Origin of the sequence: Amnibacterium sp. CER49 (genome assembly GCF_029846255.1) — a bacterium.
Lineage (GTDB): Bacteria > Actinomycetota > Actinomycetes > Actinomycetales > Microbacteriaceae > Amnibacterium.
The window spans coordinates 1670453-1695640 of record NZ_JARVWQ010000001.1 but is presented as its reverse complement, the minus strand read 5'-3'; the positions used below and the strand labels follow the sequence as shown (position 1 = coordinate 1695640).

Annotated in this window: 32 protein-coding genes; 4 read left to right on the top strand and 28 right to left on the bottom strand. The window is 73.7% G+C overall.

All coding sequences use genetic code 11. The features are described from left to right. Positions 1–108: 108 nt before the first annotated feature. Positions 109–1053 carry an EamA family transporter RarD gene (gene rarD / locus QDR37_RS08335; RefSeq protein ID WP_279713163.1) on the bottom strand — a complete coding sequence of 315 codons (945 nt, stop codon included), beginning with the start codon at positions 1051–1053 and terminating at the stop codon, positions 109–111. Between the two features lie 91 nt (positions 1054–1144). Beyond that, a complete protein-coding gene (gene groES, locus QDR37_RS08330) occupies positions 1145–1441 on the bottom strand; it encodes a co-chaperone GroES (RefSeq protein ID WP_279713162.1) in 297 nt (98 codons plus the stop codon). 143 nt (positions 1442–1584) lie between these two features. On the opposite strand from groES, the gene QDR37_RS08325 reads away from it, so the two are divergent. Next, positions 1585–2796, top strand: a complete 1212-nt coding sequence (locus tag QDR37_RS08325; RefSeq protein ID WP_279713161.1) for a class I SAM-dependent methyltransferase — start codon at positions 1585–1587, stop codon at positions 2794–2796. A gap of 3 nt (positions 2797–2799) precedes the next feature. On the opposite strand, the gene QDR37_RS08320 is transcribed toward QDR37_RS08325, so the two are convergent. The 8 genes from QDR37_RS08320 to glmS all read right to left on the bottom strand — a co-directional run bounded on the left by QDR37_RS08320 (position 2800) and on the right by glmS (position 9324). Next, on the bottom strand, positions 2800–3123 hold the full coding sequence (locus QDR37_RS08320; protein ID WP_279713160.1) for a hypothetical protein: 324 nt from the start codon (positions 3121–3123) through the stop codon (positions 2800–2802). A gap of 92 nt (positions 3124–3215) precedes the next feature. Then, the gene (tsaD, locus tag QDR37_RS08315) at positions 3216–4274 is read right to left on the bottom strand and encodes a tRNA (adenosine(37)-N6)-threonylcarbamoyltransferase complex transferase subunit TsaD (RefSeq protein ID WP_279713159.1); all 1059 of its coding nucleotides are present in this window, start codon (positions 4272–4274) and stop codon (positions 3216–3218) included. Then, the gene (rimI, locus tag QDR37_RS08310) at positions 4271–4738 is read right to left on the bottom strand and encodes a ribosomal protein S18-alanine N-acetyltransferase (RefSeq protein ID WP_279713158.1); all 468 of its coding nucleotides are present in this window, start codon (positions 4736–4738) and stop codon (positions 4271–4273) included. Before rimI ends, tsaD begins: the two co-directional genes overlap by 4 nt. Beyond that, positions 4735–5322 (bottom strand): tRNA (adenosine(37)-N6)-threonylcarbamoyltransferase complex dimerization subunit type 1 TsaB, encoded by a 588-nt coding sequence (tsaB, locus tag QDR37_RS08305; protein ID WP_279713157.1) that lies wholly within the window; start codon positions 5320–5322, stop codon positions 4735–4737. Before tsaB ends, rimI begins: the two co-directional genes overlap by 4 nt. Before the next feature lie 5 nt (positions 5323–5327). Continuing rightward, positions 5328–5783 carry a tRNA (adenosine(37)-N6)-threonylcarbamoyltransferase complex ATPase subunit type 1 TsaE gene (gene tsaE, locus QDR37_RS08300; RefSeq protein ID WP_279713588.1) on the bottom strand — a complete coding sequence of 152 codons (456 nt, stop codon included), beginning with the start codon at positions 5781–5783 and terminating at the stop codon, positions 5328–5330. A gap of 32 nt (positions 5784–5815) precedes the next feature. After that, a complete protein-coding gene (alr, locus tag QDR37_RS08295; protein WP_279713156.1) occupies positions 5816–6922 on the bottom strand; it encodes an alanine racemase in 1107 nt (368 codons plus the stop codon). Between the two features lie 181 nt (positions 6923–7103). Next, entirely contained in the window at positions 7104–7460 is a 357-nt protein-coding gene (locus QDR37_RS08290) for a holo-ACP synthase (protein WP_279713155.1), read from the bottom strand. Between the two features lie 7 nt (positions 7461–7467). Continuing rightward, positions 7468–9324, bottom strand: a complete 1857-nt coding sequence (gene glmS / locus QDR37_RS08285) for a glutamine--fructose-6-phosphate transaminase (isomerizing) (protein WP_279713154.1) — start codon at positions 9322–9324, stop codon at positions 7468–7470. Positions 9325–9386: 62 nt separating this feature from the next. Between glmS and coaA the strand changes: the two genes are divergently transcribed. After that, positions 9387–10337 (top strand): type I pantothenate kinase, encoded by a 951-nt coding sequence (gene coaA / locus QDR37_RS08280; RefSeq protein ID WP_279713153.1) that lies wholly within the window; start codon positions 9387–9389, stop codon positions 10335–10337. Between the two features lie 186 nt (positions 10338–10523). On the opposite strand, the gene glmM is transcribed toward coaA, so the two are convergent. From glmM to QDR37_RS08255, 5 genes are all read right to left on the bottom strand, one after another. Then, a complete protein-coding gene (gene glmM, locus QDR37_RS08275) occupies positions 10524–11888 on the bottom strand; it encodes a phosphoglucosamine mutase (RefSeq protein ID WP_279713151.1) in 1365 nt (454 codons plus the stop codon). 22 nt (positions 11889–11910) lie between these two features. Beyond that, positions 11911–12393: a 30S ribosomal protein S9 gene (gene rpsI, locus QDR37_RS08270; protein WP_279713150.1), complete on the bottom strand. Its 483-nt coding sequence runs from the start codon at positions 12391–12393 to the stop codon at positions 11911–11913. Between the two features lie 32 nt (positions 12394–12425). Next, a complete protein-coding gene (gene rplM, locus QDR37_RS08265; protein ID WP_279713149.1) occupies positions 12426–12872 on the bottom strand; it encodes a 50S ribosomal protein L13 in 447 nt (148 codons plus the stop codon). Positions 12873–12999: 127 nt separating this feature from the next. Further along, a complete protein-coding gene (locus QDR37_RS08260; RefSeq protein WP_279713148.1) occupies positions 13000–13887 on the bottom strand; it encodes a tRNA pseudouridine synthase A in 888 nt (295 codons plus the stop codon). After that, on the bottom strand, positions 13884–14825 hold the full coding sequence (locus QDR37_RS08255) for a GNAT family N-acetyltransferase (RefSeq protein WP_279713147.1): 942 nt from the start codon (positions 14823–14825) through the stop codon (positions 13884–13886). Before QDR37_RS08255 ends, QDR37_RS08260 begins: the two co-directional genes overlap by 4 nt. A 93-nt stretch (positions 14826–14918) precedes the next feature. On the opposite strand from QDR37_RS08255, the gene QDR37_RS08250 reads away from it, so the two are divergent. Further along, a complete protein-coding gene (locus QDR37_RS08250) occupies positions 14919–15971 on the top strand; it encodes an ATP-dependent DNA ligase (protein WP_279713146.1) in 1053 nt (350 codons plus the stop codon). Between the two features lie 76 nt (positions 15972–16047). Further along, positions 16048–16905: a patatin-like phospholipase family protein gene (locus QDR37_RS08245; protein WP_279713145.1), complete on the top strand. Its 858-nt coding sequence runs from the start codon at positions 16048–16050 to the stop codon at positions 16903–16905. Between the two features lie 4 nt (positions 16906–16909). Here the strand turns inward: QDR37_RS08245 and ligD are convergent, their stop codons facing one another. From ligD to rplR, 13 genes are all read right to left on the bottom strand, one after another. Next, positions 16910–17932 (bottom strand): non-homologous end-joining DNA ligase, encoded by a 1023-nt coding sequence (gene ligD, locus QDR37_RS08240; protein WP_279713144.1) that lies wholly within the window; start codon positions 17930–17932, stop codon positions 16910–16912. Between the two features lie 126 nt (positions 17933–18058). Then, a complete protein-coding gene (gene rplQ / locus QDR37_RS08235; RefSeq protein ID WP_279713143.1) occupies positions 18059–18673 on the bottom strand; it encodes a 50S ribosomal protein L17 in 615 nt (204 codons plus the stop codon). A 2-nt stretch (positions 18674–18675) separates the two neighbouring features. Continuing rightward, on the bottom strand, positions 18676–19665 hold the full coding sequence (locus QDR37_RS08230; protein ID WP_279713142.1) for a DNA-directed RNA polymerase subunit alpha: 990 nt from the start codon (positions 19663–19665) through the stop codon (positions 18676–18678). A gap of 175 nt (positions 19666–19840) precedes the next feature. Further along, positions 19841–20242, bottom strand: a complete 402-nt coding sequence (rpsK, locus tag QDR37_RS08225; protein WP_279713141.1) for a 30S ribosomal protein S11 — start codon at positions 20240–20242, stop codon at positions 19841–19843. Positions 20243–20299: 57 nt separating this feature from the next. Then, complete coding sequence (gene rpsM / locus QDR37_RS08220; protein ID WP_279713140.1) at positions 20300–20680, bottom strand: 30S ribosomal protein S13; 381 nt, start codon at positions 20678–20680, stop codon at positions 20300–20302. Positions 20681–20840: 160 nt separating this feature from the next. Continuing rightward, a complete protein-coding gene (rpmJ, locus tag QDR37_RS08215) occupies positions 20841–20954 on the bottom strand; it encodes a 50S ribosomal protein L36 (RefSeq protein ID WP_279713138.1) in 114 nt (37 codons plus the stop codon). A gap of 74 nt (positions 20955–21028) precedes the next feature. Further along, the gene (gene infA, locus QDR37_RS08210) at positions 21029–21250 is read right to left on the bottom strand and encodes a translation initiation factor IF-1 (protein ID WP_087004899.1); all 222 of its coding nucleotides are present in this window, start codon (positions 21248–21250) and stop codon (positions 21029–21031) included. Between the two features lie 167 nt (positions 21251–21417). Next, positions 21418–22011, bottom strand: coding sequence for an adenylate kinase (locus QDR37_RS08205; RefSeq protein WP_279713137.1), 594 nt, complete (start codon positions 22009–22011; stop codon positions 21418–21420). Between the two features lie 5 nt (positions 22012–22016). Then, positions 22017–23342, bottom strand: a complete 1326-nt coding sequence (gene secY / locus QDR37_RS08200) for a preprotein translocase subunit SecY (RefSeq protein ID WP_279713136.1) — start codon at positions 23340–23342, stop codon at positions 22017–22019. 67 nt (positions 23343–23409) lie between these two features. Further along, positions 23410–23925 carry a 50S ribosomal protein L15 gene (gene rplO, locus QDR37_RS08195; RefSeq protein ID WP_279713135.1) on the bottom strand — a complete coding sequence of 172 codons (516 nt, stop codon included), beginning with the start codon at positions 23923–23925 and terminating at the stop codon, positions 23410–23412. Next, positions 23925–24107 (bottom strand): 50S ribosomal protein L30, encoded by a 183-nt coding sequence (gene rpmD, locus QDR37_RS08190; protein WP_279713134.1) that lies wholly within the window; start codon positions 24105–24107, stop codon positions 23925–23927. The genes rplO and rpmD overlap by 1 nt, the downstream gene beginning before the upstream one ends. Further along, positions 24107–24817 carry a 30S ribosomal protein S5 gene (gene rpsE / locus QDR37_RS08185; RefSeq protein WP_279713133.1) on the bottom strand — a complete coding sequence of 237 codons (711 nt, stop codon included), beginning with the start codon at positions 24815–24817 and terminating at the stop codon, positions 24107–24109. The genes rpmD and rpsE overlap by 1 nt, the downstream gene beginning before the upstream one ends. Continuing rightward, the gene (rplR, locus tag QDR37_RS08180; protein ID WP_279713132.1) at positions 24814–25188 is read right to left on the bottom strand and encodes a 50S ribosomal protein L18; all 375 of its coding nucleotides are present in this window, start codon (positions 25186–25188) and stop codon (positions 24814–24816) included. The genes rpsE and rplR overlap by 4 nt, the downstream gene beginning before the upstream one ends.

Sequence of the window (25188 nt, the reverse complement as noted above, 5' to 3'; positions counted from 1 at the left end):
GCACTCCTTCGTCTGGGATCAGGGGCACCGGCCGGGCACGTGCCGCCCCCGCCGGTAGGGGCCAACCTAGGCAGCGGAGGTTCCGAGCGTGTTTCGGGGGCGGCTTCGTTACGGGTCCGTAACCCGGACGGGGGTCAGCGGCACGCGCCTGCGGGCCCGGCCGCCGACGACGAGCCCCTCGACGACCAGCACGAGCAGCGCGATCCAGACGAGCGCGAATCCCGCGAGCCGGGCCGCCGGCATCGCCTCGTGGAGCACGAGCACGCCGACGACGAGCTGCAGGATCGGCGTGAGGTACTGCAGGAACCCGGCGACGCTGAGCGGCAGTCGCTTCGCCGCGGCGGCGAACAGCAGCAGCGGCACCGCGGTGCCGATGCCGGCGCTCAGCAGCAGCAGGGTCGGCGCGAGACCGGCGCGCCCGAACGCGAGATCGCCCGTCGTCGCGACCACGACCACCTGCACCACCGCGACCGGGGTCAGCCAGGCGGTCTCGAGCGTGAGGCCCGACACGACGTCGACGCGGCCGCCGACCCGCTTCTTCACGAGGCCGTAGAGGCCGAACGACGCCGCGAGCGCGAGCGAGATCCACGGCAGCGAGCGCGCCTCGACACCGAGCACGACGACGGCGACCCCGCTGATGCCGACCGCGACCCACTGCCAGGCCCGCAGCCGCTCGCGGAGCACGAACACGCCGAGCAGCACGGTGACGATGGGGTTGATGAAGTACCCGAGCGCCGCGTCGACGACGCGGCCGGTGGTCGACGCGAAGACGTACACCGTCCAGTTGACGTAGATGAGCGCGCCGGCGAGCCCGAGGAGCAGCGTGGCGCGCCGATCGTGGAGCACGCCCGCGAACGACCGCCAGCCGCGGGTGACGGTGAGCAGCAGGGCGCAGAAGACGAGCGAGAAGAGGATGCGCCAGCTGACGATCTCGATCGCGCCCGCGGGCCGCATGGCGAGGAAGTAGACCGGCATCGCGCCCCAGAGCAGGTACGCGAGCAGCCCGAGGCCGAGTCCGGTGCGGGTCTCGGACGGCGCGGGACGGTCGGTCACCGCACGACGCTACCTCCGGCCACCGACGGCACCGGACGACAGAGGGCCCGCACCCCTCACGGGATGCGGGCCCTCTGGAAGGACGGAAGCGTCAGCGGGTGACGACGGCGAGCACGTCGCGGGCCGACAGCACGAGGTAGTCCTCGCCGCCGACCTTGACCTCGGTGCCGCCGTACTTCGAGTAGAGCACCCGGTCGCCCACGGCGACGTCGAGCGGCACGCGGTTGCCGTTGTCGTCGATGCGACCCGGGCCCACGGCGACGACCTCGCCCTCCTGGGGCTTCTCCTTGGCGGTGTCGGGGATGACCAGACCCGACGCGGTCGTCTGCTCGGCCTCGACCTGGCTGATCACGATGCGATCCTCGAGCGGCTTGATGGAGACCGGCACGGTCCACCTCTTCTTTCTTCCGTCGGACGTTCTGCTGGCACCCTAGGCAGCCGAGTGCCAGGAGCCGAGTCTAGGGGCTCGGCTGGCACTCCTGCAATGCGAGTGCCAACGGACCGGCGCGGCCCGGACGTTACGGTGAGGTCGTGGAGCGCGAGGAGCTCGAGCGTCTGCTCACCCCCCGGGTGCTCGCGGCCGTCGACGCGGAGCCCGCTCCGTCCGGCACGGCCGACGTGCTCGCCCGCTCCACCGCGCTGCGCCGCGCGGGCTTCGGCCCCGACGAGACCGCGATCATCCTGACGCAGGCGAAGCTGCGCCGGCGCGCGACGCAGAAGTTCGGCGACTTCGCCGCACGGATGCTCCTCACCCGGGCGGGGCTCGAGCAGGCCACGCGGCTCGACGTGGCGGCGCACCACGCGGCGCGGTTCCGCGCGCTCGGCGTCGACCGTGTCGCCGACCTGGGGTGCGGGCTCGGCGGCGACGCGCTCGCCTTCGCGGCGGTCGACCTCGACGTGCTCGCCGTCGAGCGCGACCCCGTGACCGCCGCGCTCGCCGCGTACAACCTCGCCCCGTTCCCGTCGGTCGACGTGCGCGCCGGCGACGCGGAGGAGGCCGATCTCACGGGGGTCGGCGCCGTGTGGCTCGACCCGGCGCGGCGATCGACGGGTCACGACGACACCCGCCGGATCGCGGCCGATGCCTACTCCCCCTCCCTCGCCTTCGCCTACGGCCTCGCCGAACGCCTCCCGGTCGGGGTGAAGCTCTCGCCCGCGCACGACCGGGCCACGCTGCCCGAGGCGGCCGAGACGCAGTGGGTGTCGTCCGGCGGCGACGTGGTCGAGACCGCCGTCTGGTTCGGCGACCTGCGCCGCGAGGGCGTGCGTCGCGCGGCGCTCGTCGTCACCCCGCGCGGCGCGGCCGAGCTCACCGGCGCCGGCGACGCGGAGGACGAGGAGCCGGGACCGCTCGGCGGCTACCTGCACGAGCCGGACGGCGCCGTGATCCGTGCGCGGCTGCTCGGTGACCTCGCGCGCACCACCGGCACGCATCCGGTGGCCGCGGGCATCGCCTACCTCACGGGCGATCGGCCGCTCGCGACGCCGTTCCTCGCCTCGTTCGAGATCGAGGCGGTGCTGCCGTTCGACCGACTCCGCATCCGCAAGGAGCTGCGAGCGCGCGGCGTCGGCCGGCTCGAGATCAAGAAGCGGGGCGTGGACCTCGACCCGGCCGTCTTCCGCACGTTCCTCGGGCTCTCGGGGGACGCCGAGGCCACGCTGATCGTGACACGCACGACCGAGCGCCGCGTCGCCCTCGTGTGCCGCCGCCTGCCGGGCACCGGTGACCCGGTGCCCGGCTGACGGTCAGTACGAGCCGCTGGAGCGGGCGACCGCGATCCCGATCGCGAAGATGATGACCCAGATGATCGAGAGGGCGATCGCGACGAAACCGGTGATGATGCCGGTGAGCCAGAGCCCCCTCGCCTGCGGCTCGCGCCGGCGACCGAGGAAGCCGAGGACGACGCCCGCGGCGCCGGGCAGGAACCCGGTGCCGAAGACGAACAGCGACAGGACGGCGCCGAGGATGCCGAAGATGATCGCGAGGATGCTGAGGGTCGGCGTTCGCCGCTCCTCGGGGGTGCCGGGGTACGGCGGCGGGGGCGGCGGGACGGGCTGGTAGTCGGTCATGCGGCCTCCTTCGCCGGGCGGGCGCCCGGGCGGCTGCAATGCTCGCGGGCGACCCCCGACGGCGTCAAGACGCGGCGCATCTCCGCGGTCCATCAGACCTGCACGGCGTCGACGGGCAGGGTCGAATCGACGCCGAAGCCGAGGTCGCTCGGCGGGAAGCCGGCCGCGACGCGCATCGCGCCGACGCCCGCGATCATCGCCCCGTTGTCGGTGCAGAGCTCGAACGGCGGGATGCGTACGGCCACGCCGGCGCGCTCGGCGCGCTCGAGGGCGACGTCGCGCAGCCGTCGGTTCGCGACGACGCCGCCCCCGAGCAGCAGGCGGGGCACCCCCGTCTCGGCGCAGGCGTCGAGCGCCTTCGTGACGAGCACGTCGACGACGGCCTCGCGGAAGCTCGCGGCGGTGTCGGCGAGCGCGACGGCGCGTCCGGCGGCCTCCTCGCCCTCGACGTGCCGCGCCACCGCCGTCTTCAGGCCGGAGAAGGAGAAGTCGTAGCGGTGCGCGGCCCGGTCCTTCGCGGCGGTCAGCCCGCGCGGGAAGCGGATGGCGGCGGGGTCGCCGTCCACCGCGGCGGCGTCGATGCGCGGGCCACCCGGGTAGGGCAGACCGAGCAGCCTCGCGACCTTGTCGAACGCCTCCCCCGCGGCGTCGTCGAGCGTCTCGCCGAGCAGCCGGATTCCGCTCGTCAGGTCGTCGACGGCGAGCAGCGACGTGTGGCCGCCCGAGACGAGCAGCGCGATCGTCGGGAGCACGGCGCCGTCCCGCGGGCTGCCGGGCAGGCTCAGCAGGTCGGCGGCGACGTGGCCGACCAGGTGGTTCACGCCGTACAGCGGCTTGCCGAGGGCGGTGGCGAGGCCCTTCGCCGCCCCGACGCCGACCATGAGGGCGCCCGCGAGCCCCGGGCCGGCGGTGACCGCGATCGCGTCGAGGTCCTGCAGGCGCACACCGGCCGTGTCGAGCGCCTGCGTGAGCGCGGGGCCCATCGCCTCGAGGTGGGCGCGCGCGGCGATCTCGGGCACGACGCCCCCGTAGCGGGCCTGCTCCTCCATCGACGAGGCGATGACGTTCGCGAGCACCTCGCGGCCGCGGACGATCCCGACACCGGTCTCGTCGCAGGAGGTCTCGATGCCGAGCACGAGCGGTCCGGTCACGCGGCGCCTCCCGGCGTCAGGTCGAGCCGCATCACCACGGCGTCGACGTCGTCCGGCTGGTAGTAGTGCGGCCGGCGGCCGACGCCGACGAACCCGCGCGTCGTGTAGAGGCGCTGCGCCACGGCGTTGTCGGCGCGCACCTCGAGGAAGACCGTCCGCGCGCCCCGCTCCCCCGCCGCCTCGAGCAGCCCCTCGAGGAGGGCGCGCCCGGTGCCGGCGCCGCGGTCGGCCTGGGCGACGGCGAGCGTGAGCACGTCCGCGTCGGCGGCGCCGCGGGGAGCGAGCACGGCGCCGTAGCCGACGAGGCGGCCGTCGTCCTCGGCGGCGAGCGCGACGGCGTCCGGGCCGTCGAGGGTCTCGCGCATCGCCCGCTCGCTCCAGGCGTCGGTCGGGAAGCTCGCGCGCTCGATCGTCATGATCGCGGCCAGGTCTCCCGGCCGGGCGGGGCGCACCGCGGCGGTCATGGGCGCCTCGCCGAGGACAGCGTCACGTCGGGGCTGCGCAGGTACCGCGCCTCGGGCGGATCGGCGGGCAGGCCGGCGCGGCGACGGAGCGCGGCGACCCGGCCGACGAGCGCCGGGCGGACCGGGCCCCCCGCCTGCGGCAGCGCGGGCGGCTCGCCGACGACCGCGGGCTGCTCGGCCCGGACCGGCAGACCGGAGGCGTCGGCGCCGGAGTAGACGGTCACGTGGTGCTCGCGCCGCTTCGCGTCGGTGACGACCGCGAACCGGCCGGGCGCGCCGTCCTCGATCGCCGCGAGCGCGATCGCGTCATGGCTCAGCACCGGCAGCTCGGGCACGCCGAGCGCGAGGGCCGCGGCACGGGCGGCGGCCATCCCGACGCGGAGGCCTGTGAAGGGGCCGGGCCCGACGCCGTAGGCGACCGCGTCGATGCGACCCGCAGCCGCGGCGAGCACCTCGGCGAGCAGCGGCCCGATCGTCTCCGCGTGGCCACGCGGGTCGTCCGAGACGCGCTCGGCGACCACCGAGCCGTCGTCGCCGACCACCGCGACGCCGGTCGCGCCGGAGGTGTCGACGGCGAGGATCACGCCCCTCAGCCTAGGAGCGGCGCCCCCGCCGCCCAGCGCGGCCCGGTCGCCCGCACCTCGACGGTCCGCGGCTCCGGGGCCTCGTCCTCGTCGTCCTCATCGCCGTGCGCGCCGGCCGGGCGCTCGATGCGGATCTCGAGCAGCGACTCGTTCACGCCCTCGAGCAGCCCCTCGCCCCACTCGACGACGACCACGGCGCCGTCGTAGTCGAGGTCGAGGTCGTCGAGCTCGGCGGCGGAGCGCAGCCGGTAGGCGTCGACGTGGACGAGCGGCGGGCGCCCGTTTGGGGCGGGGTGGGTGCGGGCGAGCACGAAGGTGGGGCTCGTGACCGGCCCGCGCACCCCGAGCGCGTCGCCGATGCCGGTCGTGAGCGTCGTCTTGCCGGCACCGAGCGGGCCGGTGAGCAGCACGAGGTCGCCGGCGCGCAGGACTACGCCGAGCCGGCGTCCGAGATCGCGCATCGCCTCGGCGTCCGGCACCTCGAGGCGCTCGGTCACCGTGGCCGCCGCTGCACGCGGGGCCCGATGCGGGTGACGATCTCGTAGCCGATGGTCCCCGCCCAGGCAGCCCACTCGGCGGCGGAGGGCGCGCCGGTGGCGGGATCGCCGAGGACCACCACCGGCTCGCCGACCCGCACCTCGTCGTCCCCGGTCTCGACGACCAGCTGGTCCATGGCGATCCGGCCGCGCACCGGCCGCCGACGGCCGGCGAGCAGCACCTCCGCCCGGTTCGACGCGGCGCGCGGGATGCCGTCGGCGTACCCCACCGGCACGAGCGCGAGGTTCGTCGGCGCGGGGGCGCGCCAGGTGGAGCCGTAGGAGACCCCGGCGCCCGCGGGCACGCGCCGCACCGCGACGACCCGGGTCGTGAGCGTCATGGCCGGCGTGAGCCCCAGCCGCGCGGCATCGCCGTCGTCGTACGGCGAGACGCCGTAGATCCCGATGCCGGTGCGCACCATGTCGTAGGCGGACTGGTCGCGCCCGATGGCGGCCTCGGTGGCCGCGAGGTGCAGGAGCCCGGGAGCGAGGCCCGCGGCGCGAGCCCGCCGGACGGCGTCGGCGAACCGCTGCTCCTGCAGGGCGTCGTCGTCGCCGGAGGTGTTCGCGAGATGGCTGAACAGGCCGCGCACGCGCAGCGCACCGGCGCGCTCGAGCTCGGCCGCGCGGGCGAACGCGGCGTCCCACGACTCGGGCGGGAGCCCGTTGCGGCTGAGGCCCGTCTCGACCTTCAGCTGGACCGCGGCCCCCGGCGCCGTCGCGGCGATGCGTGCGAGCTGGTCGAGCGTCGAGACCCCGAGGTCGACCGACGCGGCGGCGGCCGGCCCGAAGTCCGCGCCGCCGTCGAGCAGCCAGGCGAGCAGCGGCGCGTCGACCCCGGCGGCACGCAGCGCGAGGGCCTCGGCCGGATCCGCCACGCCGAGCCAGTCGGCGCCGCCCTCGAGCGCGCCCCGGGCGGCGTGCAGGGCGCCGTGGCCGTACCCGTCGGCCTTCACGACCGCGAGCAGCCGCGGCGTGCCCGCGAGCTCGCGCAGGCGCCGGACGTTCGCCGCGATCGCGCCGGTGTCGATCCAGGCGATGCGCTCGGGCTCGCCGACGGTCACGTCGCCCCGAGACACGCGCGCTGGGGCTCGGAGCGACGGCCTGGGCCCACCGCCCCTTCCGGGCGGGGAATCCCGGCCGCTGCCGCGACGCTCCCCGCCCGCACGGCCGCCACGCCGCTGCGCGGCGCGGCGGTACTACCGGCAGGCGCGGGCCCGGCGCTCGGCGCGTGGACGAGCCTGCTCACGACGCCGCCTCGAGCACCACGAACGCAGAAGCGATCCCCGCGTCGTGGCTCATCGACAGGTGCGTGACCGTCGCGCCCATCTCGGCGAGGCGCTCCGCCACGCGGCCGGTGACGCGCAGGCTCGGCCGGCGGTCGGCGTCGCTCGTCACCACCATGTCCTGCCAGCTGAAGCCGGTGGAGTCGCCCGCGGCCTTGATGAGCGCCTCCTTCGCCGCGAACCGCGCGGCGAGCGAGCTGAGCGGCAGACCGCGCTCGCTCGGCGCGAAGATCCGGTCGCGCAGCGGCGGCGTGCGCTCGAGGGAGCGCCCGAAGCGCGCGATGTCGACCACGTCGACGCCGATGCCGAGGATCACGTCGCGCCTACTCGACGGTGACGGACTTCGCGAGGTTGCGCGGCTGGTCGACGTCGAGCCCCTTCGCCGCCGCGAGCTCCATCGCGAACATCTGCAGCGGGGCGACGGCGAGCAGCGGCTCGAACAGCGGGCCGGCGAGCGGGATGCGCAGCACGTCGTCCGCGTACGGCAGCACCGCGACATCGCCCGCCTCCGCCACGGCGAGCACGTGGGCGCCGCGGGCGCGGATCTCCTGGATGTTCGAGATCACCTTCGGGTGCAGGCTGTTGCGGTCGCGCGGGCTCGGCACGACGACGAAGACGCGCTGCCCGGGCTCGATGAGCGCGATCGGGCCGTGCTTCAGCTCCCCCGCCGCGAAGCCCTCCGCGTGGATGTACGCGAGCTCCTTCAGCTTGAGCGCGCCCTCGAGCGCGATCGGGTAGCCGGCGTGGCGACCGAGGAACAGCACGCTGCGGGTGTCCGACATGCTGCGCGCGAGCTCGCGCACCTCGCCGCCCGACTCGAGCACGGTCTGCAGCTGCGCCGGCAGCGCACGCAGGTCGGCGACGAGCCGGCGGGTCTCCTCGGCGCCGAGCGTGCCGCGCTTCTGCGCGAGGTGCAGACCGAGCAGGTAGAGGGCGATGACCTGCGCGGAGAACGCCTTCGTGCTCGCGACGGCGACCTCGGGGCCCGCGCGGGTGTAGAGCACGGCGTCGGACTCGCGAGCGATGGTCGCGCCCTGGGTGTTGCAGATCGACAGGGTGCGGGCACCGCGCTCGGCTGCGTAGCGGACCGCCATCAGCGTGTCCATGGTCTCGCCGGACTGGCTGATCGAGACGACGAGCGTGCCCGCGTCGAGCACCGGGTCGCGGTACCGGAACTCGTGGGCGAGCTCGACCTCGACGGGCACCCCGGCCCACTTCTCGATCGCGTACTTGCCGAGCAGGCCCGAGTACGAGGCGGTCCCCGCGCCGAGCAGCAGGATGCGGGTGATCGAGCGGACGACGTCGTCGTCGATGCCGGGGGCGAGCTCCTCGTCGAGGTCGACCCCGTCGTCGTGGAGGCGGCCGAGCAGCGTCTGCTCGATCGCGTCGGGCTCCTCGCTGATCTCCTTCGCCATGAAGCTCGACCACCCGCCCTTGTCGGCGGCGGAGGCGTCCCACGCGATCTCGTACTCCTCGCCCTGGACGGGCCGGCCCTCGAAGTCCATGAGCTCGATGCCGTCGGGGCGGATCGCGACGATCTCGTCCTGCCCGATGGCGAGCGCCCGGCGCGTGTACTGCACGAACGCGGCGACATCGGAGCCGAGGAACTGCTCGCCGTCGCCGAGACCCACGACGAGCGGCGAGTTGCGCCGCGCGCCGACGACGAGGCCGGGCTCGTCCGCGTGCACCGCGAGCAGCGTGAAGGCGCCGTGCAGGCGGCCGACGACCGCCCGGAAGGCGCCGACCAGATCGTTGGTGCGGCCGTACTCGCGGCCGAGCAGCACCGCGGCGATCTCGGTGTCGGTCTCGCTCGCGAAGGTGTAGCCCTCGGCGGCGAGCTCGTCGCGGAGCGCGGCGTAGTTCTCGATGATGCCGTTGTGGATGAGGGCGAGGCGGCCGTGGTCACCGAGGTGCGGGTGGGCGTTCACGTCCGTCGGGCCGCCGTGCGTGGCCCAGCGGGTGTGGCCGATGCCCGTCTCGCTGCGCGGCAGCGGCTCGGCGACGAGGTCGCGCTGGAGCACCCCGAGCTTGCCCGCCCGCTTGTGCGTGGCGAGCTCGCCGTCCCCGCCGATCACGGCGACGCCGGCCGAGTCGTACCCGCGGTACTCGAGCCGCTTCAGCCCCCCGACGAGCACCTCGATCGCATCGCGTGGACCTACGTACCCGACGATTCCGCACATCGGGGGTCGAGTGTACCGGCGCGTCGGAGGCGCCCAGCGGCCCGTCGGTACGATCGCTCCCGATGTCGGATCGCGCCGGTGGGCTGCACACGGGCCCCCGGAGCCCCTTCCTCGAGATCGAGCGCGCCGACTGGGCGGCCCTCGCGCAGGGCGTGCCGCAGCCGCTCACCGAGGCCGAGCTGCTGCACCTGCGTGGCCTCGGCGAGCCGCTCGACTCCCTCGAGGTGGCGGAGGTCTACCTGCCGCTCAGCCGGCTGCTGAACCTCTACGCCACCGGGGCGCGCCAGCTGCACGCCCGCACGAGCGCGTTCCTCAACTCCTCGACGCGGACCACGCCGTTCGTGATCGGGGTGGCCGGCTCGGTCGCCGTCGGCAAGTCGACCGTGGCGCGGCTGCTCCGCGAGCTGCTCGCCCGCTGGGACGACACCCCGCGGGTCGAGCTCGTGCCGACCGACGGGTTCCTGCTGCCGAACGCCGAGCTCGAGCGGCGCGGACTGCTGCAGCGGAAGGGCTTCCCCGAGTCCTACGACCGGCGTGCGCTGCTGCGCTTCGTCGCGGCGGTGAAGAGCGGCATGCCCGAGGTGCGCGCCCCCGTCTACTCGCACGAGGCGTACGACATCGTCCCCGACGCCTCGGTGATCGTGCACCAGCCGGACGTGCTCATCGTCGAAGGCCTGAACGTGCTGCAGCCGCCGCCGCGCACCGGGCTCGCCGTGTCCGACCTGTTCGACTTCGGCATCTACGTCGACGCCCGCACCAGCGACATCGAGCGGTGGTACGTCGAGCGGTTCCGGCGGCTGCAGACCGCGGCGTTCGCGAGCCCGCGGTCGTACTTCCACCGCTACGCGTCGCTCGACGAGGCGGAGGCGCGGGCCACGGCGTCGTCGATCTGGCACGCGATCAACGAGCCGAACCTGCGCGAGAACGTGCTGCCGACGCGCTCGCGCGCCACGCTCGTGCTGCGCAAGGCCGCGGACCACGCGGTCCGCTCGGTGCTCCTGCGCAAGATCTGACCCGCCCAGCGCCCCGTTCGGGCGGCTTCGGCATGCCCTCGGGACCGCTGCAGGCGGACGAGCGCCGACGAGCGTCCCGACGGCATACGGGCCCCGTCCACGATGCGCGGTAGCCGTGGCGTCGCGCGGTACGCATGCAGACCGCGCGACGCCAGAAGCACCGCGCGACGCCCGCCTCGGCGGCGGTCAGGCCTCGGCGGGCTCCAGGGCCAGACGCTCGCGCACGACGTCGGCGAGGCGCGCGGCCACCGCCTCGGCGGTGTCGTGATCGGCGGCCTCGACCATGACGCGCACCACCGGCTCGGTGCCCGACGGGCGCAGCAGCACCCGGCCGGAGTCGCCGAGCTCGGCCTCGGCGGCGGCCACCGCCGCGATCACGCCCTCGTCGGACTCGACCCGCGCGCGATCGACCTCGCGCACGTTGACGAGCACCTGCGGGTAGATCGTCACGCGCGCGGCGAGCTCGGCGAGCGAGCGGCCGGTGCGCGCCATCTCGGCGAGCAGGTGCAGGCCGGTGAGCAGGCCGTCGCCGGTCGTGGCGTGGTCGCTCATGATCACGTGGCCCGACTGCTCGCCGCCGAGCGAGAGGCCCCGCTCCCCCAGGGTCTCGAGCACGTACCGGTCGCCGACGCGGGTCTCGAGCACCTCGATGCCGGCGTCGCGCATGGCGCGGTGCAGCCCGAGGTTGCTCATGACGGTGGCGACGAGGGTGTGCTCGCGCAGCACCCCGCGCTCCTGCATGCCGGCGGCGAGCACCGCCATGATCCGGTCGCCGTCGATGACCGCGCCGGTCGCGTCGACCGCGAGGCAGCGGTCGGCGTCGCCGTCGTGCGCGATGCCCGCGTCGGCGCCGTGCTCGAGCACCGCGCGCTGCAGCGTCTCGAGGTGGGTCGAGCCGACGCCGTCGTTGATGTTGACGCCGTCCGGGTCGTTGCCGACCACGTGCACCACCTGCGCGCCGGCGAGCGTGAACGCCTCGGGCGAGACCCCCGCCGCGGCGCCGTTCGCGCAGTCGAGCACGATGCGCAGGCCCTCGAGCCGGTGCGGCAGCGTCTCGATGAGATGCACGACGTACCGGTCCTCGGCGTCGGCGAAGCGCCGGATGCGGCCGACATCCGCGCCGGTGGGCGCGAGCGGCGGGCGCTCGAGCGCCGCCTCGATGCGGTCCTCGACCTCGTCGGGCAGCTTCGTGCCGCCGCGGGCGAAGATCTTGATGCCGTTGTCGGGCGCCGGGTTGTGCGACGCGGAGATCATCACGCCGAAGTCGGCGCCGATGTCGGCGATGAGGAACGCGGTGGCCGGGGTGGGGATCACCCCGGCGTCCTCGACGTCGACGCCGGAGCCGGCGAGCCCCGCCGCGACGGCCGCCGCGATGAACTCGCCCGAGACCCGTGGGTCGCGGGCGAGCACCGCGAGGGGCCGACGGCCCTCGGACCGCGGCCCCTCGCCGAGCACGTGGGCCGCGGCCTGCGCGAGCCGCAGCGCGAGCTCGGGCGTCACCTCGCGGTTCGCGAGCCCCCGGACACCGTCCGTACCGAAGAGCCTGGGCATGGAGCGGGTGCCTCGGGTGCGATCAGCGCTTCGAGAACTGCGGCGCCTTGCGGGCCTTCTTGAGACCGGCCTTCTTGCGCTCCTTGACGCGCGCGTCGCGCGACAGGAAGCCCGCCTTCTTGAGACCGGGCCGGTTGTTCTCGACGTCGATCTCGTTGAGGGCCCGGGCGATGCCGAGGCGCAGCGCACCGGCCTGGCCGGAGGGGCCGCCACCCGAGATCTTCGCGATCACGTCGTAGGCGCCCTGCAGCTCGAGCACCGTGAACGGGTCGTTGATGAGCTGCTGGTGGAGCTTGTTCGGGAAGTAGTCCGCGAACTCGCGGCCGTTCACCGTGATGGTGCCGGTGCCCGGCACGAGCCGGACGCGCGCGATGGCCTGCTTGCGGCGGCCGACCGCGGCACCGGGGACGGTGAGCGGCGGCCGGGTGACCGTCGTCTCGGCCGCGGGGGCCGAGTCCGTGGTGAAGGTCGCGGGGGTGTCGATGGAGTCTGCGATGCGTGCCATGTCCGTATGCCTTTTCGAGTCCTGCCGCAGTCCTACTGCGCGACCTGGTCGAGGGTGTAGTTCGTGGGCTGCTGGGCGGCGTGCGGGTGCTCGGGACCCGCGTACACCTTCAGCTTCTTGATCTGGGCGCGACCGAGGGAGTTCTTCGGCAGCATGCCCCGGATGGCGCGCTCGACGGCGCGGGTCGGCTGCGTCTCGAGCAGCTCGGCGTAGCCGACCGCCTTGAGGCCGCCCGGGTAGCCCGAGTGGCGGTACGCCATCTTCTGGTCGCGCTTCGAGCCGGTGAGCGCCACCTTCTCGGCGTTGACGATGATCACGAAGTCGCCCGAGTCCATGTGCGGGACGAACGTGGGCTTGTGCTTGCCGCGCAGCAGGGCGGCGGCGTGGCTGGCGAGCCGGCCGAGCACGATGTCGGTGGCGTCGATGACGACCCAGTCGTGCTGGATCTCGGCAGCCTTGGGGCTGTAGGTGCGCGTCACAATGCGGTCGCTTCCTGGTCGAGGTGGTCGTGAATCCCGCTCCGGTGCTCGTTCCGAGGGCCGGGATCCGGCCGGAACGAGCGGGTGGAGGGCTCGATCGGACCGCGCGGACGAGCCACGCGGACGGTCAAGGGTACCTGATCGCGGGAGCGCCCGGCGCCAGGCGTCTCGCGCGGGCCCGCTCGGCCTGCGCGGCGAGCTCGTCGTCGTCCGGGTAGCCGACCTCGACGAGCGTGAGACCGTGGGCGGGCGCGGTCGCGTACTCGCTCGAGCGACGGTCGGCGTCGAGCAGCTGCGCGAGGCGCTCGGGCGGCAGCCGGCCGAGGCCGACCGCGATCGATGCACCGACGAGCGCCCGCACCATGCCGTGGCAGAAGGCGTCGGCGCGCACGTCGGCGACGAGCACGCCGTCGGGCTCCCGGCTCCAGGTGAGCGCCTGCAGGGTGCGGATGGTCGTCGCGCCGGGACGCGGGCGGCAGTAGGCGGCGAAGTCGTGCAGCCCGAGCAGCCCCTCCGCGGCGGCGCGGATGCGGGCGTCGTCGACCGCGCGCGCGACGGCGAGCGTCCGATGCCGGTCGAGCGGGTTCCGGGCGACGGCCGCGTCGGCGATCCGGTACCGGTAGCGCCGGAACACCGCCGAGAACCGGGCGTCGAAGCCGTCCGGGGCCGGCGTCGCACGGTGCACGACCACGTCGCCGCGCGCGGCGAGCATGCCCGTGAGCCGCAGGGCGAGGCCGCTCACGTCCTGCGGCGGCCGGTCGCGACGGGCGAGGGCGGCGAGCTGCGCGGGCGCGAGGTCGACATGGGCGACCTGACCGGTGGCGTGCACGCCCGCGTCGGTGCGGCCGGCGACGACGAGCCGCGGCGGTTCGCCGCCGGCGCGGGCGGTGGCGGTGGCGAGCGCCGCCTCGAGCACGCCCTGCACCGTGCGCTGCTCCCCCGCCTGCCTCGCCCAGCCGGCGAAGTGCGTGCCGTCGTAGGCGAGATCGAGGCGGACGCGGGTGGCCTCGCTCACTGCTGCAGCGCCCAGACGGTGGCGGCCGAGGCGCGCTCGAAGCCGAGCGACGCGTAGAGCCGATCGGCGTGCGTCGGGCTGTCGCCGTCGACGTCGATCACCACGCACCGCAGTGCGGCGGCGGCGCAGCCCTGCAGCACGTCGGCGAGCAGCGCCCGTGCGGCACCGCGTCCGCGCAGCTCGCGCGCGGTGCCGACCAGGGCGATGTACGCGCGGTCGGGAGCGTCGTCCTCGACCCAGGTCACGACGAAGGCGGCGGGCGAGCCGTCCGGTCGCACGGCGACCCGGGAGAGGTCGCGGCGCAGCTGGGGACCGAGCTGCTTCGCAGCCCAGGTCTCCGGCGTCTCGACGTTCGGCCGCCAGTGGTCGGCGAACACCGCGTTCTTCAGCACCCTGAGCGCGTCGTCGCCGGCCGGCTCGGGAGCCCTCGCGACGAGCCCGTCCGGCAGCTCGGTGGGCGACGGCGGCGGCGCCGCGTCGCGCACCAGGTGCAGGAAGACCCGCTCGGGCACGAATCCGGCGCGGGCGGCGAGCCGGGCGGTCGCGGGCGCGCGCTCCGGCGCCCGCATCGTGAGCGGCTGACCCTCCGGCGCGACCGCCCGGCCGTGCGTCACCTGGGCGGCGAGCAGCGCCCGGCCGATCCCGCGACCCCGCTCGCCCGGCAGCACGCCGCCCGAGAGCCGCACGGGCGACGCGGACCCCGGCCGCTGCACCGCGCCGAAGGCGACGAGCGCGTCGTCCCGCTCGGCGAGCAGCGCGTCCCGCCCGTCGCCCTGCTCGAGCAGTGCCGCGACCGCGCGCTGCGGCGGCACGTTCGCCGGCTCGTCGGCGGCGGCGACCGCGGCGGCGAACGCGGTGACGGCGGCCGTGTCGGCCCCGGTCGCCCGACGCCAGCGCACGCCGGCAGGACCGGTCGGCAGGGGGACGGCGGCGAGCACCGGCCCATCCTGCCCGAGACCTGCGAGGGCCGTCCGCGCCGTCCGCGGAACGCGGGGGCGCGCGGACGGGGGCGAGCGCGCCACGATGGGCGCATGCCGCTCCCCGTGCAGCTCCCCGTCGAACCCATGCTCGCGAAGGCCGTCGCCGAGGTGCCGGTCGCCCCTCCCGACGGGCCGGGGCTCATCTACGAGCCGAAGTGGGACGGGTTCCGCGGCATCGTCGCCTTCGACGGCGAGACGGTGGAGATCGGCAGCCGGGGCGGCAAGCCGCTCACCCGGTACTTCCCCGAGCTGCAGGACGCGCTCGCCCGGATCCTGCCCGGGCCGTGCCTGCTCGACGGCGAGGTGGTCGTGCCCACCGGGGAGCCCGGCGCGCAGCGCCTCGACTGGGACGCCCTCGCGCAGCGCATCCACCCCGCCGCGTCCCGGATCGCGAAGCTGGCGGTGGAGACCCCGGCGTCGTTCGTCGCGTTCGACCTCCTCGCGACCGCGGAGCGGTCGCTGCTCGACGTCCCGTTCGGCGAGCGCCGCGCCGCGCTCGAGGCGTTCCTGCCCGACCCGCAGCCGCCGCTCTTCCGCACCCAGGTGACTCGCGACCCGGATACGGCCACCGCGTGGCTCGCCGAGTTCGAGGGCGCCGGCCTCGACGGGGTCGTCGCGAAGCCGGAGGACCTGCCCTACGCCCCGGGCAAGCGGACGATGCTCAAGGTGAAGCACCACCGCACGGCCGACGTCGTCGTGACGGGCTACCGGGTGCACGCGAGCGGGCACGGGGTCGGGTCGCTGCTCGTCGCCCTGTACACGGTGGCCGGCCGCCTCGCGCAGGTCGGCGGCATCAGCGCCTTCCCGATGCGGACGCGCGACGAGCTCGTCGACGAGCTCGCGCCGCTCGTCGAGCGCGACGAGCACGGGGAGCCGGTGCGGGGCGAGGGCGAGCGCAGCCGCTTCTCCTCGTCGAAGGACGTCTCGTTCGTCCGGCTGCGGCCGGAACGCGTCGTCGAGGTGCGCTACGACCAGATGGAGGGCGACCGCTTCCGGCACACGGCGCAGTTCGAGCGCTGGCGCCCGGACCGCGATCCGCGCTCCTGCACCTTCGCGCAGCTCGAGGTGCCGCACGCCTACGACCTCGGGCGGGTGCTCGCCTGAAGACGGCTCCCTGCCGGTCGCGATAGAACCTCCGGGGCCCGACCGCACCGTGCACCGGGCCGGACGGGAGGACCGGATGCCGGGGACGGCGCTGGTGCTGGGCGGCGGCGGGATCGCCGGCATCGCCTGGGAGACGGGCGTGCTCGTCGGGCTCGCCGAGGCGGGCGTCGACCTGGCCGCGGCGGACGTCGTCGTCGGCACGTCGGCCGGCTCGGTCGCGGGCTGCCTGCTGCGCTCCGGACGGTCCGCGGCGTCCTACGCCGCGGTGGTGGCGGAGGGCGAGCAGGAGGACCGGGAGCACCCGCCCGTCGAGATCCCCGACGTCGAGGGCTTCCGCGCCGCGATGGCCGAGGCCCTGTCGGGCCCCATCGGCTCCGAGCAGGAGGCACGTGCCCGGGTCGGCGCGCTCGCGCTGCAGCTCGACGCCTCGCACCAGCGCGAGCAGGTCGCGGTGTTCGAGGAGCTCGTGGGCGGCGACTACTGGCCCGAGGGCGACCTCAGGATCACGGCGGTCGATGCCGACACGGGCGCCTTCCGCGCCTTCGACCGCGGCAGCGGCGCCGACCTCGCCACGGCGGTCGCGGCGAGCTGCGCGGTGCCGCTCGTCTACCCGGTCGTCGAGCTCGCCGGCCGGCGGTGGATGGACGGCGGCATGCGCAGCGCGACGAACGCCGACCTCGTCGAGGGCGCCGAGCGCGTCGTGGTGCTCGCCTGCAACCCCGAGCCGCCGGTGAGCCCCCTCGGCCCGAGCCTGCCGCAGGCGCTCGAGCGCCTGCGGCGCACCGCCCGGGTGGTCCTGATCGAGCCCGACGCGGGCTCCCGCGCGGCGTTCGGCACGAACTCGCTCGCGCACTCGGTGCGCGTGCCGTGCGCGGTCGCCGGGCACGCGCAGGGGCTCGCCGAGGCCGAGCGGGTGCGGGCGGTGTGGGGCTGAGGCCTCAGACGTTCCGGGCGCGGGACGGCTGGACCCGAGGCGGCTCCCCCGGCATCTTCGGGTAGTCCGGCGGGAACGGCAGCTCGCCGAGCCCGTCCGCGAGGTCCCGCTCCCACCAGCCGAGCAGCACGTCGATGGAGCCGGCGGACTCGTGCATGCCGGCCCACGGGTCGCCGTGCTCGGCGAGCCGGCCCGGCACCGTCCGCACGGTGAACGCCTGCGGATCGACGCCCGCCTCGAGCTCGTCCCAGGAGACCGGCGTCGAGACGGTCGCCAGAGGGAGCGGGCGCGGGCTGTAGGCGCCCGCGATCGTCCGATCGCGGGCGGCCTGGTTGTAGTCGAGGAACACCCGCTCGCCGCGCAGCTCCTTCCACCACGCCGTCGTGACGGTCTCCGGGGTGCGGCGCTCGAGCTCGCGTGCCGCGGCGATCACCGCGTGCCGCACGTCGAGGAACTCGTGCTCCGGCCGGATCGGTGCGTAGCAGTGCAGCCCGCGGTTGCCGGACGTCTTCACGTAGGCGGAGAGTCCCGCCTCGGCGAGCACGTCCCGCATGCCGAAGGCGGCGGACCGCGCCTCCGCGAACGCGGTGCCGGGCTGCGGGTCGAGGTCGATGCGCAGCTGATCCGGGAAGTCGGAGCGCTCGGCCCGGGAGGGCCAGGCGTGGAAGACGACGGTGTTCATCTGCGCGGCCCACACCATCGCGGCCGGCTCGTCGAGCACGAGCTGCGGATGCGTCCGGCTGCTCGGGTACGTGACGACCACCGAGCGGATCCACTGGGGAGCGCCCTTCGGCGGGTTCTTCGAGAAGAACGACTCCCCCGTCACATCGCCGCCGTAGCGCTGCAGGGACACCGCACGGTCGCCGTTCGCCTCGAGGAACGGGCCCGCCACCGCGACGAGGTACTCGGCGAGCTCGAGCTTCGTGACCCCGGCTTCGGGCCAGAGCACCCGGGACGGGCTGGAGACGCGCATCTCGCGCACCCCGGAGGGCCCGTCGACCTCGATCGTGGTCGCCTCGCTCGCCATGAACCGCAGCGTATCGACCCGGCTCCGCAAGTCGGGCAGCACCCGATCGGGCCCCGCTGCGGAACGGCCGGGAGACGGCGACAGGGCCGCCCCGCTGCTGCGGGACGGCCCTCTCGTGGGCGACGGTCAGGAGGCGGCTTTGCCGCTCTCGTCGTCGGACTTCGTGGCGGCGTCGGCCTCGACCTCGGCGGAGGCCGGCGTCGCGGTCTCGGCCTCGACGGGCGCCGACTCCTCGACGCGGTCCGTGGCCTCCACGGGCACGTCGGCGGGCGACGACTCGTCCTCGGCGGCGGCCGGGGCGACCTCCGGAGCGGAGGCCTGCGTCGGGGCGACGTCGCTCGCGGCGGGCTCCGCGGCGCGACGCGCGGGGCGCTTCGCGGTCACGGGCTCGAGCACGAGCTCGATCACGGCCATGGGGGCGTTGTCGCCCTTGCGGTAGCCGGTCTTCGTGATCCGGGTGTAGCCACCCGGACGGTCGGCGACGAGCGGCGCGATCTCGGTGAACAGCTGGTGCACGACACCCTTGTCACCGATGGTGCGGAGCACCCGGCGGCGGGCGTGCAGGTCACCGCGCTTCGCGAACGTGACGAGACGCTCGGCGAGCGGACGCACCCGCTTCGCCTTCGCCTCGGTCGTGGTGATCGCACGGTGCTCGAACAGCTGCGAGGCGAGCCCCGCGAGCAGCAGCCGCTCGTGCGCCGGTCCGCCCCCGAGGCGGGGACCCTTCGCTGGTCTGGGCATGATCAGGCCTCCTCGTCGTCGTAGGCGGAGTAGAAGTGCGCACCGTCGAACCCGGGCACGGCGTCCTTCAGCGACAGGCCGAGCTCGGTGAGCTTGTCCTTCACCTCGTCGACGGACTTCTGCCCGAAGTTGCGGATGTTCATGAGCTGCGTCTCCGAGAGGGCGACGAGCTCGCTCACCGTGTTGATGCCCTCGCGCTTCAAGCAGTTGTAGGAGCGCACGGAGAGGTCGAGGTCCTCGATCGGCATCGACAGCTCGCTCGAGAGCACCTGGTCGACCGGGGCGGGCCCGATCTCGATGCCCTCGGCGGCGCTGTTCAGCTCGCGGGCGAGGCCGAACAGCTCGGTGAGGGTGCGACCGGCCGACGCGATCGCGTCGCGCGGGCTGATCGCGGGCTTCGTCTCGACGTCGACCACGAGACGGTCGAAGTCGGTGCGCTCACCGGCACGGGTCGCCTCGACCCGGTAGGTGACCTTGAGCACGGGCGAGTAGATCGAGTCGACCGGGATCTGGCCGGCCTCGCTGAACTCGCTGCGGTTCTGCGTCGCCGACACGTAGCCGCGGCCGCGCTCGATCGTGAGCTCGAGGTCGAAGCGCGCCTTGTCGTTCAGCGTCGCGATGAGCAGGTCGGGGTTGTGGATCTCGACGCCGGCGGGGGCGGAGATGTCGGCGGCGGTCACCGGGCCCTCGCTCTGCTTGCGCAGGTAGGCGGTGATCGGCTCGTCGTGCTCGGAGGAGACCACGAGCTGCTTGATGTTCAGGATGATCTCGGTGACGTCCTCCTTCACACCGGGGATCGTCGTGAACTCGTGCTGCACACCCTCGAGACGGATCGAGGTGACGGCTGCGCCCGGGATGGAGGAGAGCAGCGTGCGACGGAGGGAGTTGCCGAGGGTGTAGCCGAAGCCCGGCTCGAGCGGCTCGATCAGGAACCGCGAGCGGAACTCCGAGATCGGCTCCTCGGTGAGGGTGGGGCGCTGTGCGATGAGCACTGGTGGTTTCCTTTCGTGTCCGCCATATGACACAGAGGGGTTCCGGCCGAACGCGGCCGGCGCGGATCAGCGCCGAGGCGCTGAAGCGTGCTGCACGCGCCGGTGCGTGCGGAGGATGGACGGCATCGGCCGGCCCCGGCCGCGCGGGCGGCGCGGCGGGGTCGGCCGGGACGCGCTAGACGCGGCGGCGCTTGGGCGGTCGGACGCCGTTGTGCGCCTGCGGCGTCACGTCGTTGATCGAGCCGACCTCGAGGCCTGCGGCCTGGAGGGAGCGGATCGCGGTCTCGCGACCCGAGCCCGGGCCCTTCACGAACACGTCGACCTTCTTCATGCCGTGCTCCTGCGCCTGACGCGCGGCCGACTCGGCCGCGAGCTGCGCCGCGAACGGCGTGGACTTGCGCGAGCCCTTGAAGCCGACGCCGCCCGAGGACGCCCAGCTGATCACGGCACCCGTGGTGTCGGTGATCGAGACGATCGTGTTGTTGAACGTCGACTTGATGTGGGCCTGGCCCATCGCGACGTTCTTCTTCTCCTTGCGGCGGGGCTTGCGGCCCGCGCCGGCCTTCGGTGCTGCCATGAGGTTCTCCTACGAGGTCTGTGTCGGTGCGCGCGGCGGGACGACCGCGCGAGGGCGCTACTTGCGCCCGGCCTTCTTCTTGCCGGCCACGGTGCGCTTCGGGCCCTTGCGGGTGCGCGCGTTGGTCTTCGTGCGCTGACCGCGCACGGGGAGGCCGCGGCGGTGGCGGAGGCCCTCGTAGGAGCCGATCTCGACCTTGCGGCGGATGTCGGCGGCCACCTCGCGGCGGAGGTCGCCCTCCACCTTGTAGGAGCCCTCGATGTGGTCGCGGAGCGCGACCAGCTGGTCGTCGGTCAGGTCGCGGACGCGGACGTCCGGGCTGATGCCGGTAGCGGCGAGCGTCTCGGCCGCACGGGTGCGACCGACGCCGTAGATGTAGGTGAGTGCGACCTCCACGCGCTTCTCGCGCGGGATGTCGACGCCGGCGAGACGAGCCATGCGTCTGCTCCTTGTCGTTCCTGGAGGTGTGAGCGGCGCCGGTGCCCGGGCCTCCGTCCCGAGGTGTCCCCCGCACATGTGCGGGTTCTGGCGCCGCCAGAGTCTGTTCAGTTGTGGAGGGGCTGCTCGGCCCGCGTGCGGTCCGAGCAGCCGGACGCCATCAGCCCTGACGCTGCTTGTGGCGGACGTTCTCGCAGATCACCATCACGCGACCGTGCCGGCGGATGACCTTGCACTTGTCGCAGATCGGCTTGACCGACGGGTTGACCTTCATGGGTTCCTTCTCTCGCTGTCCTCGTACCGGGAGACCCGGCCGTTACTTCTCAGCAGACGAGGTGGTCCGGCCGCTCACTTGTAGCGGTAGACGATGCGACCACGGGTCAAGTCGTACGGGCTCAGCTCGACGATGACCCGGTCCTCGGGGAGGATGCGGATGTAGTGCTGCCGCATCTTGCCCGAGATGTGCGCGAGGACCTTGTGCCCGTTGCTCAGCTCCACGCGGAACATGGCGTTGGGGAGCGCCTCGATCACCGAGCCTTCGATCTCGATGACTCCGTCTTTCTTGGCCATAGCCTCACTTCGTTACACCGCCGTGGACGCGCCACAGCGGACTGCTGGTCATGCGGGGATGATCGCGTCCGATTCAGCCCGGACCCCACGGCCCAGGGCGAGCCGCGCGGATCGCACGGCAGAACGCCGACGGACGATCCTAGCCCACAACTCCGGGGGCAGTGAAATCATTCCGCCGAGGCGGCGCCGCTCCCTCGCAGCACGGCACCGTCGAGGGCGTCGTGGATGCGCTGCGTCACGGTCTCCATCGGCCCCTGCGCGTCCACGCTGAGGAGCAGCCCGCGCTCCGCGTAGACGGCGATCAGGGGATGCGTCTGCTCCTGGTAGACCGCGAGCCGGTGACGGATGACGTCCTCGGTGTCGTCGCTGCGCCCCTGGTCGGCGGAGCGCTTGAGCAGCCGCCGCACGACCTCCTCGGGCTCGACCGCGAGCTGCACGACGACGTCGAGCCCGGAGTCGCTCTGCTCGAGGCACTCGTCGAGGGTCGACACCTGCGCGAGCGTGCGCGGGAACCCGTCGAGCAGGAACCCGTTCGCGACGTCGTCCTGACCCAACCGGTCGAGCACGAGCGCGTTCGTCAGCTCGTCGGGCACGTAGGCGCCCCGGTCGATGTAGTCCTTCGCCTGCAGCCCGAGCGGCGTGCCCTCGGCCACGTTGGCGCGGAAGATGTCGCCCGTCGAGATCGCGGGGATGTCGTAGAACCTCGCGACACGTTCGGCCTGGGTCCCCTTGCCCGCGCCCGGGGGACCGATGATCAGCATCCGCATCAGCGGAGCAGGCCTTCGTAGTGGCGCTGCTGCAGCTGCGAGTCGATCTGCTTCACGGTCTCGAGCCCGACGCCGACGACGATCAGGATCGACGTGCCACCGAACGGGAAGTTCGAGTTCGCGCCGATCGCCACGAAGGCGATGAGCGGGATGAGCGCGACGAGGCCGAGGTAGATCGAGCCCGGCAGCGTGACGCGCGTCAGCACGTAGTCGAGGTACTCGGCGGTCGGCCGACCGGCGCGGATGCCCGGGATGAAGCCGCCGTACTTCTTCATGTTGTCGGCGACCTCCTCCGGGTTGAAGGTGATCGCGACGTAGAAGTACGTGAACCCGACGATGAGCACGAAATAGAGCGCCATGTAGAGCGGGTGGTCGCCGGAGGTGAGGTACGTCTGGATCCAGGTCACCCACGGGGCGGGCGCACCGCCGTTCGCCGGCTGGTTGAACTGCGCGATGAGCGCCGGCAGGTACAGCAGGCTCGAGGCGAAGATGACCGGCACGACGCCCGCCATGTTCACCTTGATCGGGATGTAGGTGTTGTTGCCGCCGTACGTGCGGCGGCCCACCATGCGCTTCGCGTACTCGACGGGGATGCGCCGCTGCGACTGCTCGACGTAGACGACCGCGCCGACGACGAGCACGCCGATCAGCACGACGAGGACCGCGACCTCGATGCTCTGCGACTGCCCGATCGCGATGATCGACTGCGGGAAGCGGGCGGCGATCGAGGTGAAGATGAGCAGCGACATGCCGTTGCCGACGCCGCGCTCGGTGATGAGCTCGCCCATCCACATGATGAGGCCCGTGCCGGCGGTCATGGTGATGACCATGAGCACGACGGCCCACCACGCCTGGTTCGCGATGAGGTTCTGGCAGGCGCTCACGTTCGAGGAGCCGAAGAGCGCCCCGCTGCGCGCGACCGTGATGAGCGTCGTGGACTGCAGCACGCCGAGCGCGATCGTCAGGTAGCGCGTGTACTGGGTGAGCCTCGCCTGCCCCTCCTGGCCCTCCTTGTAGAGGACCTCGAAGCGCGGGATGACCACCCGGAGCAGCTGCACGATGATCGACGACGTGATGTACGGCATGATGCCGAGCGCGAAGATCGACAGCTGCAGCAGCGCTCCGCCGCTGAACAGGTTGACGAGCTGGTAGAGCCCGCTCGCCCCCGTCTGCTGGCTCGAGATGCAGGCGCGCACGTTCGCGAAGTCGACGAACGGCGCCGGCACGAACGAGCCGAGCCGGAACAGGGCGACCAGCGCGAGGGTGAAGAGCACCTTGCGGCGGAGGTCTGGGGTGCGGAAGATCCGCCCGACGGCACTCAACACCAGTGGTTTCCTACGCTTTCGTTCCGCGGGCTCCGGAGGGTGCCGGAGCCCGCGAACGGAACTCCGATCAGCGGACCGAGCCGCCGGCGGCGACGATCTTCTGCTCGGCCGAACCGGACACCTTGTCCACGGTGACGTTCAGCCTAACCGCGATCTCGCCGTTGCCGAGGATCTTGACCCGCTCGTTCTTCTTCACGACGCCCTTGGCGACGAGATCGGCCTTCGTGACGTCGCCGCCCTGCGGGTAGAGCTCGCCGAGCCGGTCGAGGTTCACCGGCTGGTACTCGACGCGGAACGGGTTCGTGAACCCGCGCAGCTTCGGCGCGCGCATGACGAAGTTCAGGTTGCCGCCCTCGAGGCCCGCACGCACGCCGTAGCGCGCCTTCGTGCCCTTCGTGCCGCGACCCGCGGTCTTGCCCTTCGAGCCCTCACCGCGGCCGACGCGGGTGCGGTCCTTCTTCGCCCCGGGAGCGGGACGCAGGTGGTGCACCTTCAGCAGCGAGGCCGGCTTCTCGGCCGGGGCCGCGGCGGGCTTGCTGCTCGAGGCGGCCGGGGCCGCCTTGGTGTCATCGATGTTCGCCATCAGTCGATCTCCTCAACCTTCACGAGGTGGGCGACCGCGCGCACGTAGCCCCGCAGCTGCGGGGTGTCCTCGCGCTCGACGGACTGGCCGATGCGGCGCAGCCCGAGGGTGCGGAGGGTGTCGCGCTGGTTCTGCTTCTCGCTCACCTTGGACTTGATCTGGGTGACGCGCAGGGTGGCCATCAGGCGCTCGCCTTCTGCTCGGCGGCCGCGCGCTGCACCTGCAGGATGCGGGCCGGGACCACGTCGTCGACGTCGAGACCGCGGCGGCCGGCGACCGCCCGCGGCTCCTCGAGCCCCTTCAGGGCCTCGACGGTCGCGTGGACGATGTTGATCGTGTTGCTCGAGCCGAGCGACTTCGACAGCACGTCGTGGATGCCCGCGCACTCGAGGACGGCGCGCACCGGGCCGCCCGCGATGACGCCGGTACCGGCGGACGCGGGACGGAGCAGGACGACGCCCGCCGCAGCCTCACCCTGCACGGGGTGCGGGATGGTCGCGCCGACGCGAGGGACGCGGAAGAAGTTCTTCTTCGCCTCCTCGACGCCCTTGCTGATCGCGGTCGGGACCTCGCGCGCCTTGCCGTAGCCGACCCCGACGGTGCCGTTGCCGTCACCGACGATGACGAGCGCCGTGAAGCTGAAGCGACGGCCGCCCTTGACGACCTTCGAGACGCGGTTGATCGTCACGACGCGCTCGAGGAAGTTGCTGTCGCCGCTGCGGTTGTTGTTGCGGTCGCGGCTGTCGCGGCCGCCGCGAGCGTCGCGCCCACCTCGGCCACGGCCGCTGTCGCGGCTGTCGCGGCTGACGGAGTCGGTGCCCGCAGCGGTCTCGACGGGCGCCTCGTTCAGCGCGTCACCCGCTCCGGTGTTCGTGTTGGTCGTGTCGGTCACAGGCTCAGCCCACCTTCCCGGGCGCCGTCGGCGATCGCCGCCACCCGGCCCGCGTACTTGTTGCCGCCGCGGTCGAACACGACGGAGTCGATGCCGGCCTGCTTCGCACGCTCGGCGACGAGCTCGCCGACGCGGTGCGCCTTGGCCGTCTTGTCGCCCTCGAAGCCGCGCAGATCGGCCTCGAGCGTGGAAGCCGAGGCGAGCGTGCGGCCGCCACCGAGGACGGAGTCGTCGACGACCTGCACGAAGACGTGCCGGGCCGAGCGGTTGACCACGAGCCGGGGCATCGTGGCGGTGCCGGTGATGTGCTTGCGCAGGCGCGCGTGCCGCCGCTCGCGGGCGGCCGAACGGCTGCTCTTCTGGGTAGCCAT

Coding starts and splice junctions, on each gene's coding strand:
- QDR37_RS08250 (WP_279713146.1), top strand. CDS start 14,919: ATGCCGCTCCCCGTGCAGCTCCCCGTCGAACCCATGCTCGCGAAGGCC.
- rpsI (WP_279713150.1), bottom strand. CDS start 12,393: ATGGCACGCATCGCAGACTCCATCGACACCCCCGCGACCTTCACCACG.
- glmS (WP_279713154.1), bottom strand. CDS start 9,324: ATGTGCGGAATCGTCGGGTACGTAGGTCCACGCGATGCGATCGAGGTG.
- rpsK (WP_279713141.1), bottom strand. CDS start 20,242: ATGGCAGCACCGAAGGCCGGCGCGGGCCGCAAGCCCCGCCGCAAGGAG.
- rplQ (WP_279713143.1), bottom strand. CDS start 18,673: ATGCCCAGACCAGCGAAGGGTCCCCGCCTCGGGGGCGGACCGGCGCAC.
- rpmD (WP_279713134.1), bottom strand. CDS start 24,107: ATGGCCACCCTGCGCGTCACCCAGATCAAGTCCAAGGTGAGCGAGAAG.
- coaA (WP_279713153.1), top strand. CDS start 9,387: ATGTCGGATCGCGCCGGTGGGCTGCACACGGGCCCCCGGAGCCCCTTC.
- ligD (WP_279713144.1), bottom strand. CDS start 17,932: ATGGCGAGCGAGGCGACCACGATCGAGGTCGACGGGCCCTCCGGGGTG.
- infA (WP_087004899.1), bottom strand. CDS start 21,250: ATGGCCAAGAAAGACGGAGTCATCGAGATCGAAGGCTCGGTGATCGAG.
- rimI (WP_279713158.1), bottom strand. CDS start 4,738: ATGACCGCCGCGGTGCGCCCCGCCCGGCCGGGAGACCTGGCCGCGATC.
- QDR37_RS08205 (WP_279713137.1), bottom strand. CDS start 22,011: ATGCTGATCATCGGTCCCCCGGGCGCGGGCAAGGGGACCCAGGCCGAA.
- glmM (WP_279713151.1), bottom strand. CDS start 11,888: ATGCCCAGGCTCTTCGGTACGGACGGTGTCCGGGGGCTCGCGAACCGC.
- rplO (WP_279713135.1), bottom strand. CDS start 23,925: ATGGCGAACATCGATGACACCAAGGCGGCCCCGGCCGCCTCGAGCAGC.
- QDR37_RS08245 (WP_279713145.1), top strand. CDS start 16,048: ATGCCGGGGACGGCGCTGGTGCTGGGCGGCGGCGGGATCGCCGGCATC.
- tsaE (WP_279713588.1), bottom strand. CDS start 5,783: ATGCGCGATCTCGGACGCCGGCTCGGCGTAGTCCTGCGCGCCGGCGAC.
- rplR (WP_279713132.1), bottom strand. CDS start 25,188: ATGGCTACCCAGAAGAGCAGCCGTTCGGCCGCCCGCGAGCGGCGGCAC.
- rpmJ (WP_279713138.1), bottom strand. CDS start 20,954: ATGAAGGTCAACCCGTCGGTCAAGCCGATCTGCGACAAGTGCAAGGTC.
- QDR37_RS08320 (WP_279713160.1), bottom strand. CDS start 3,123: ATGACCGACTACCAGCCCGTCCCGCCGCCCCCGCCGCCGTACCCCGGC.
- rpsM (WP_279713140.1), bottom strand. CDS start 20,680: ATGGCTCGTCTCGCCGGCGTCGACATCCCGCGCGAGAAGCGCGTGGAG.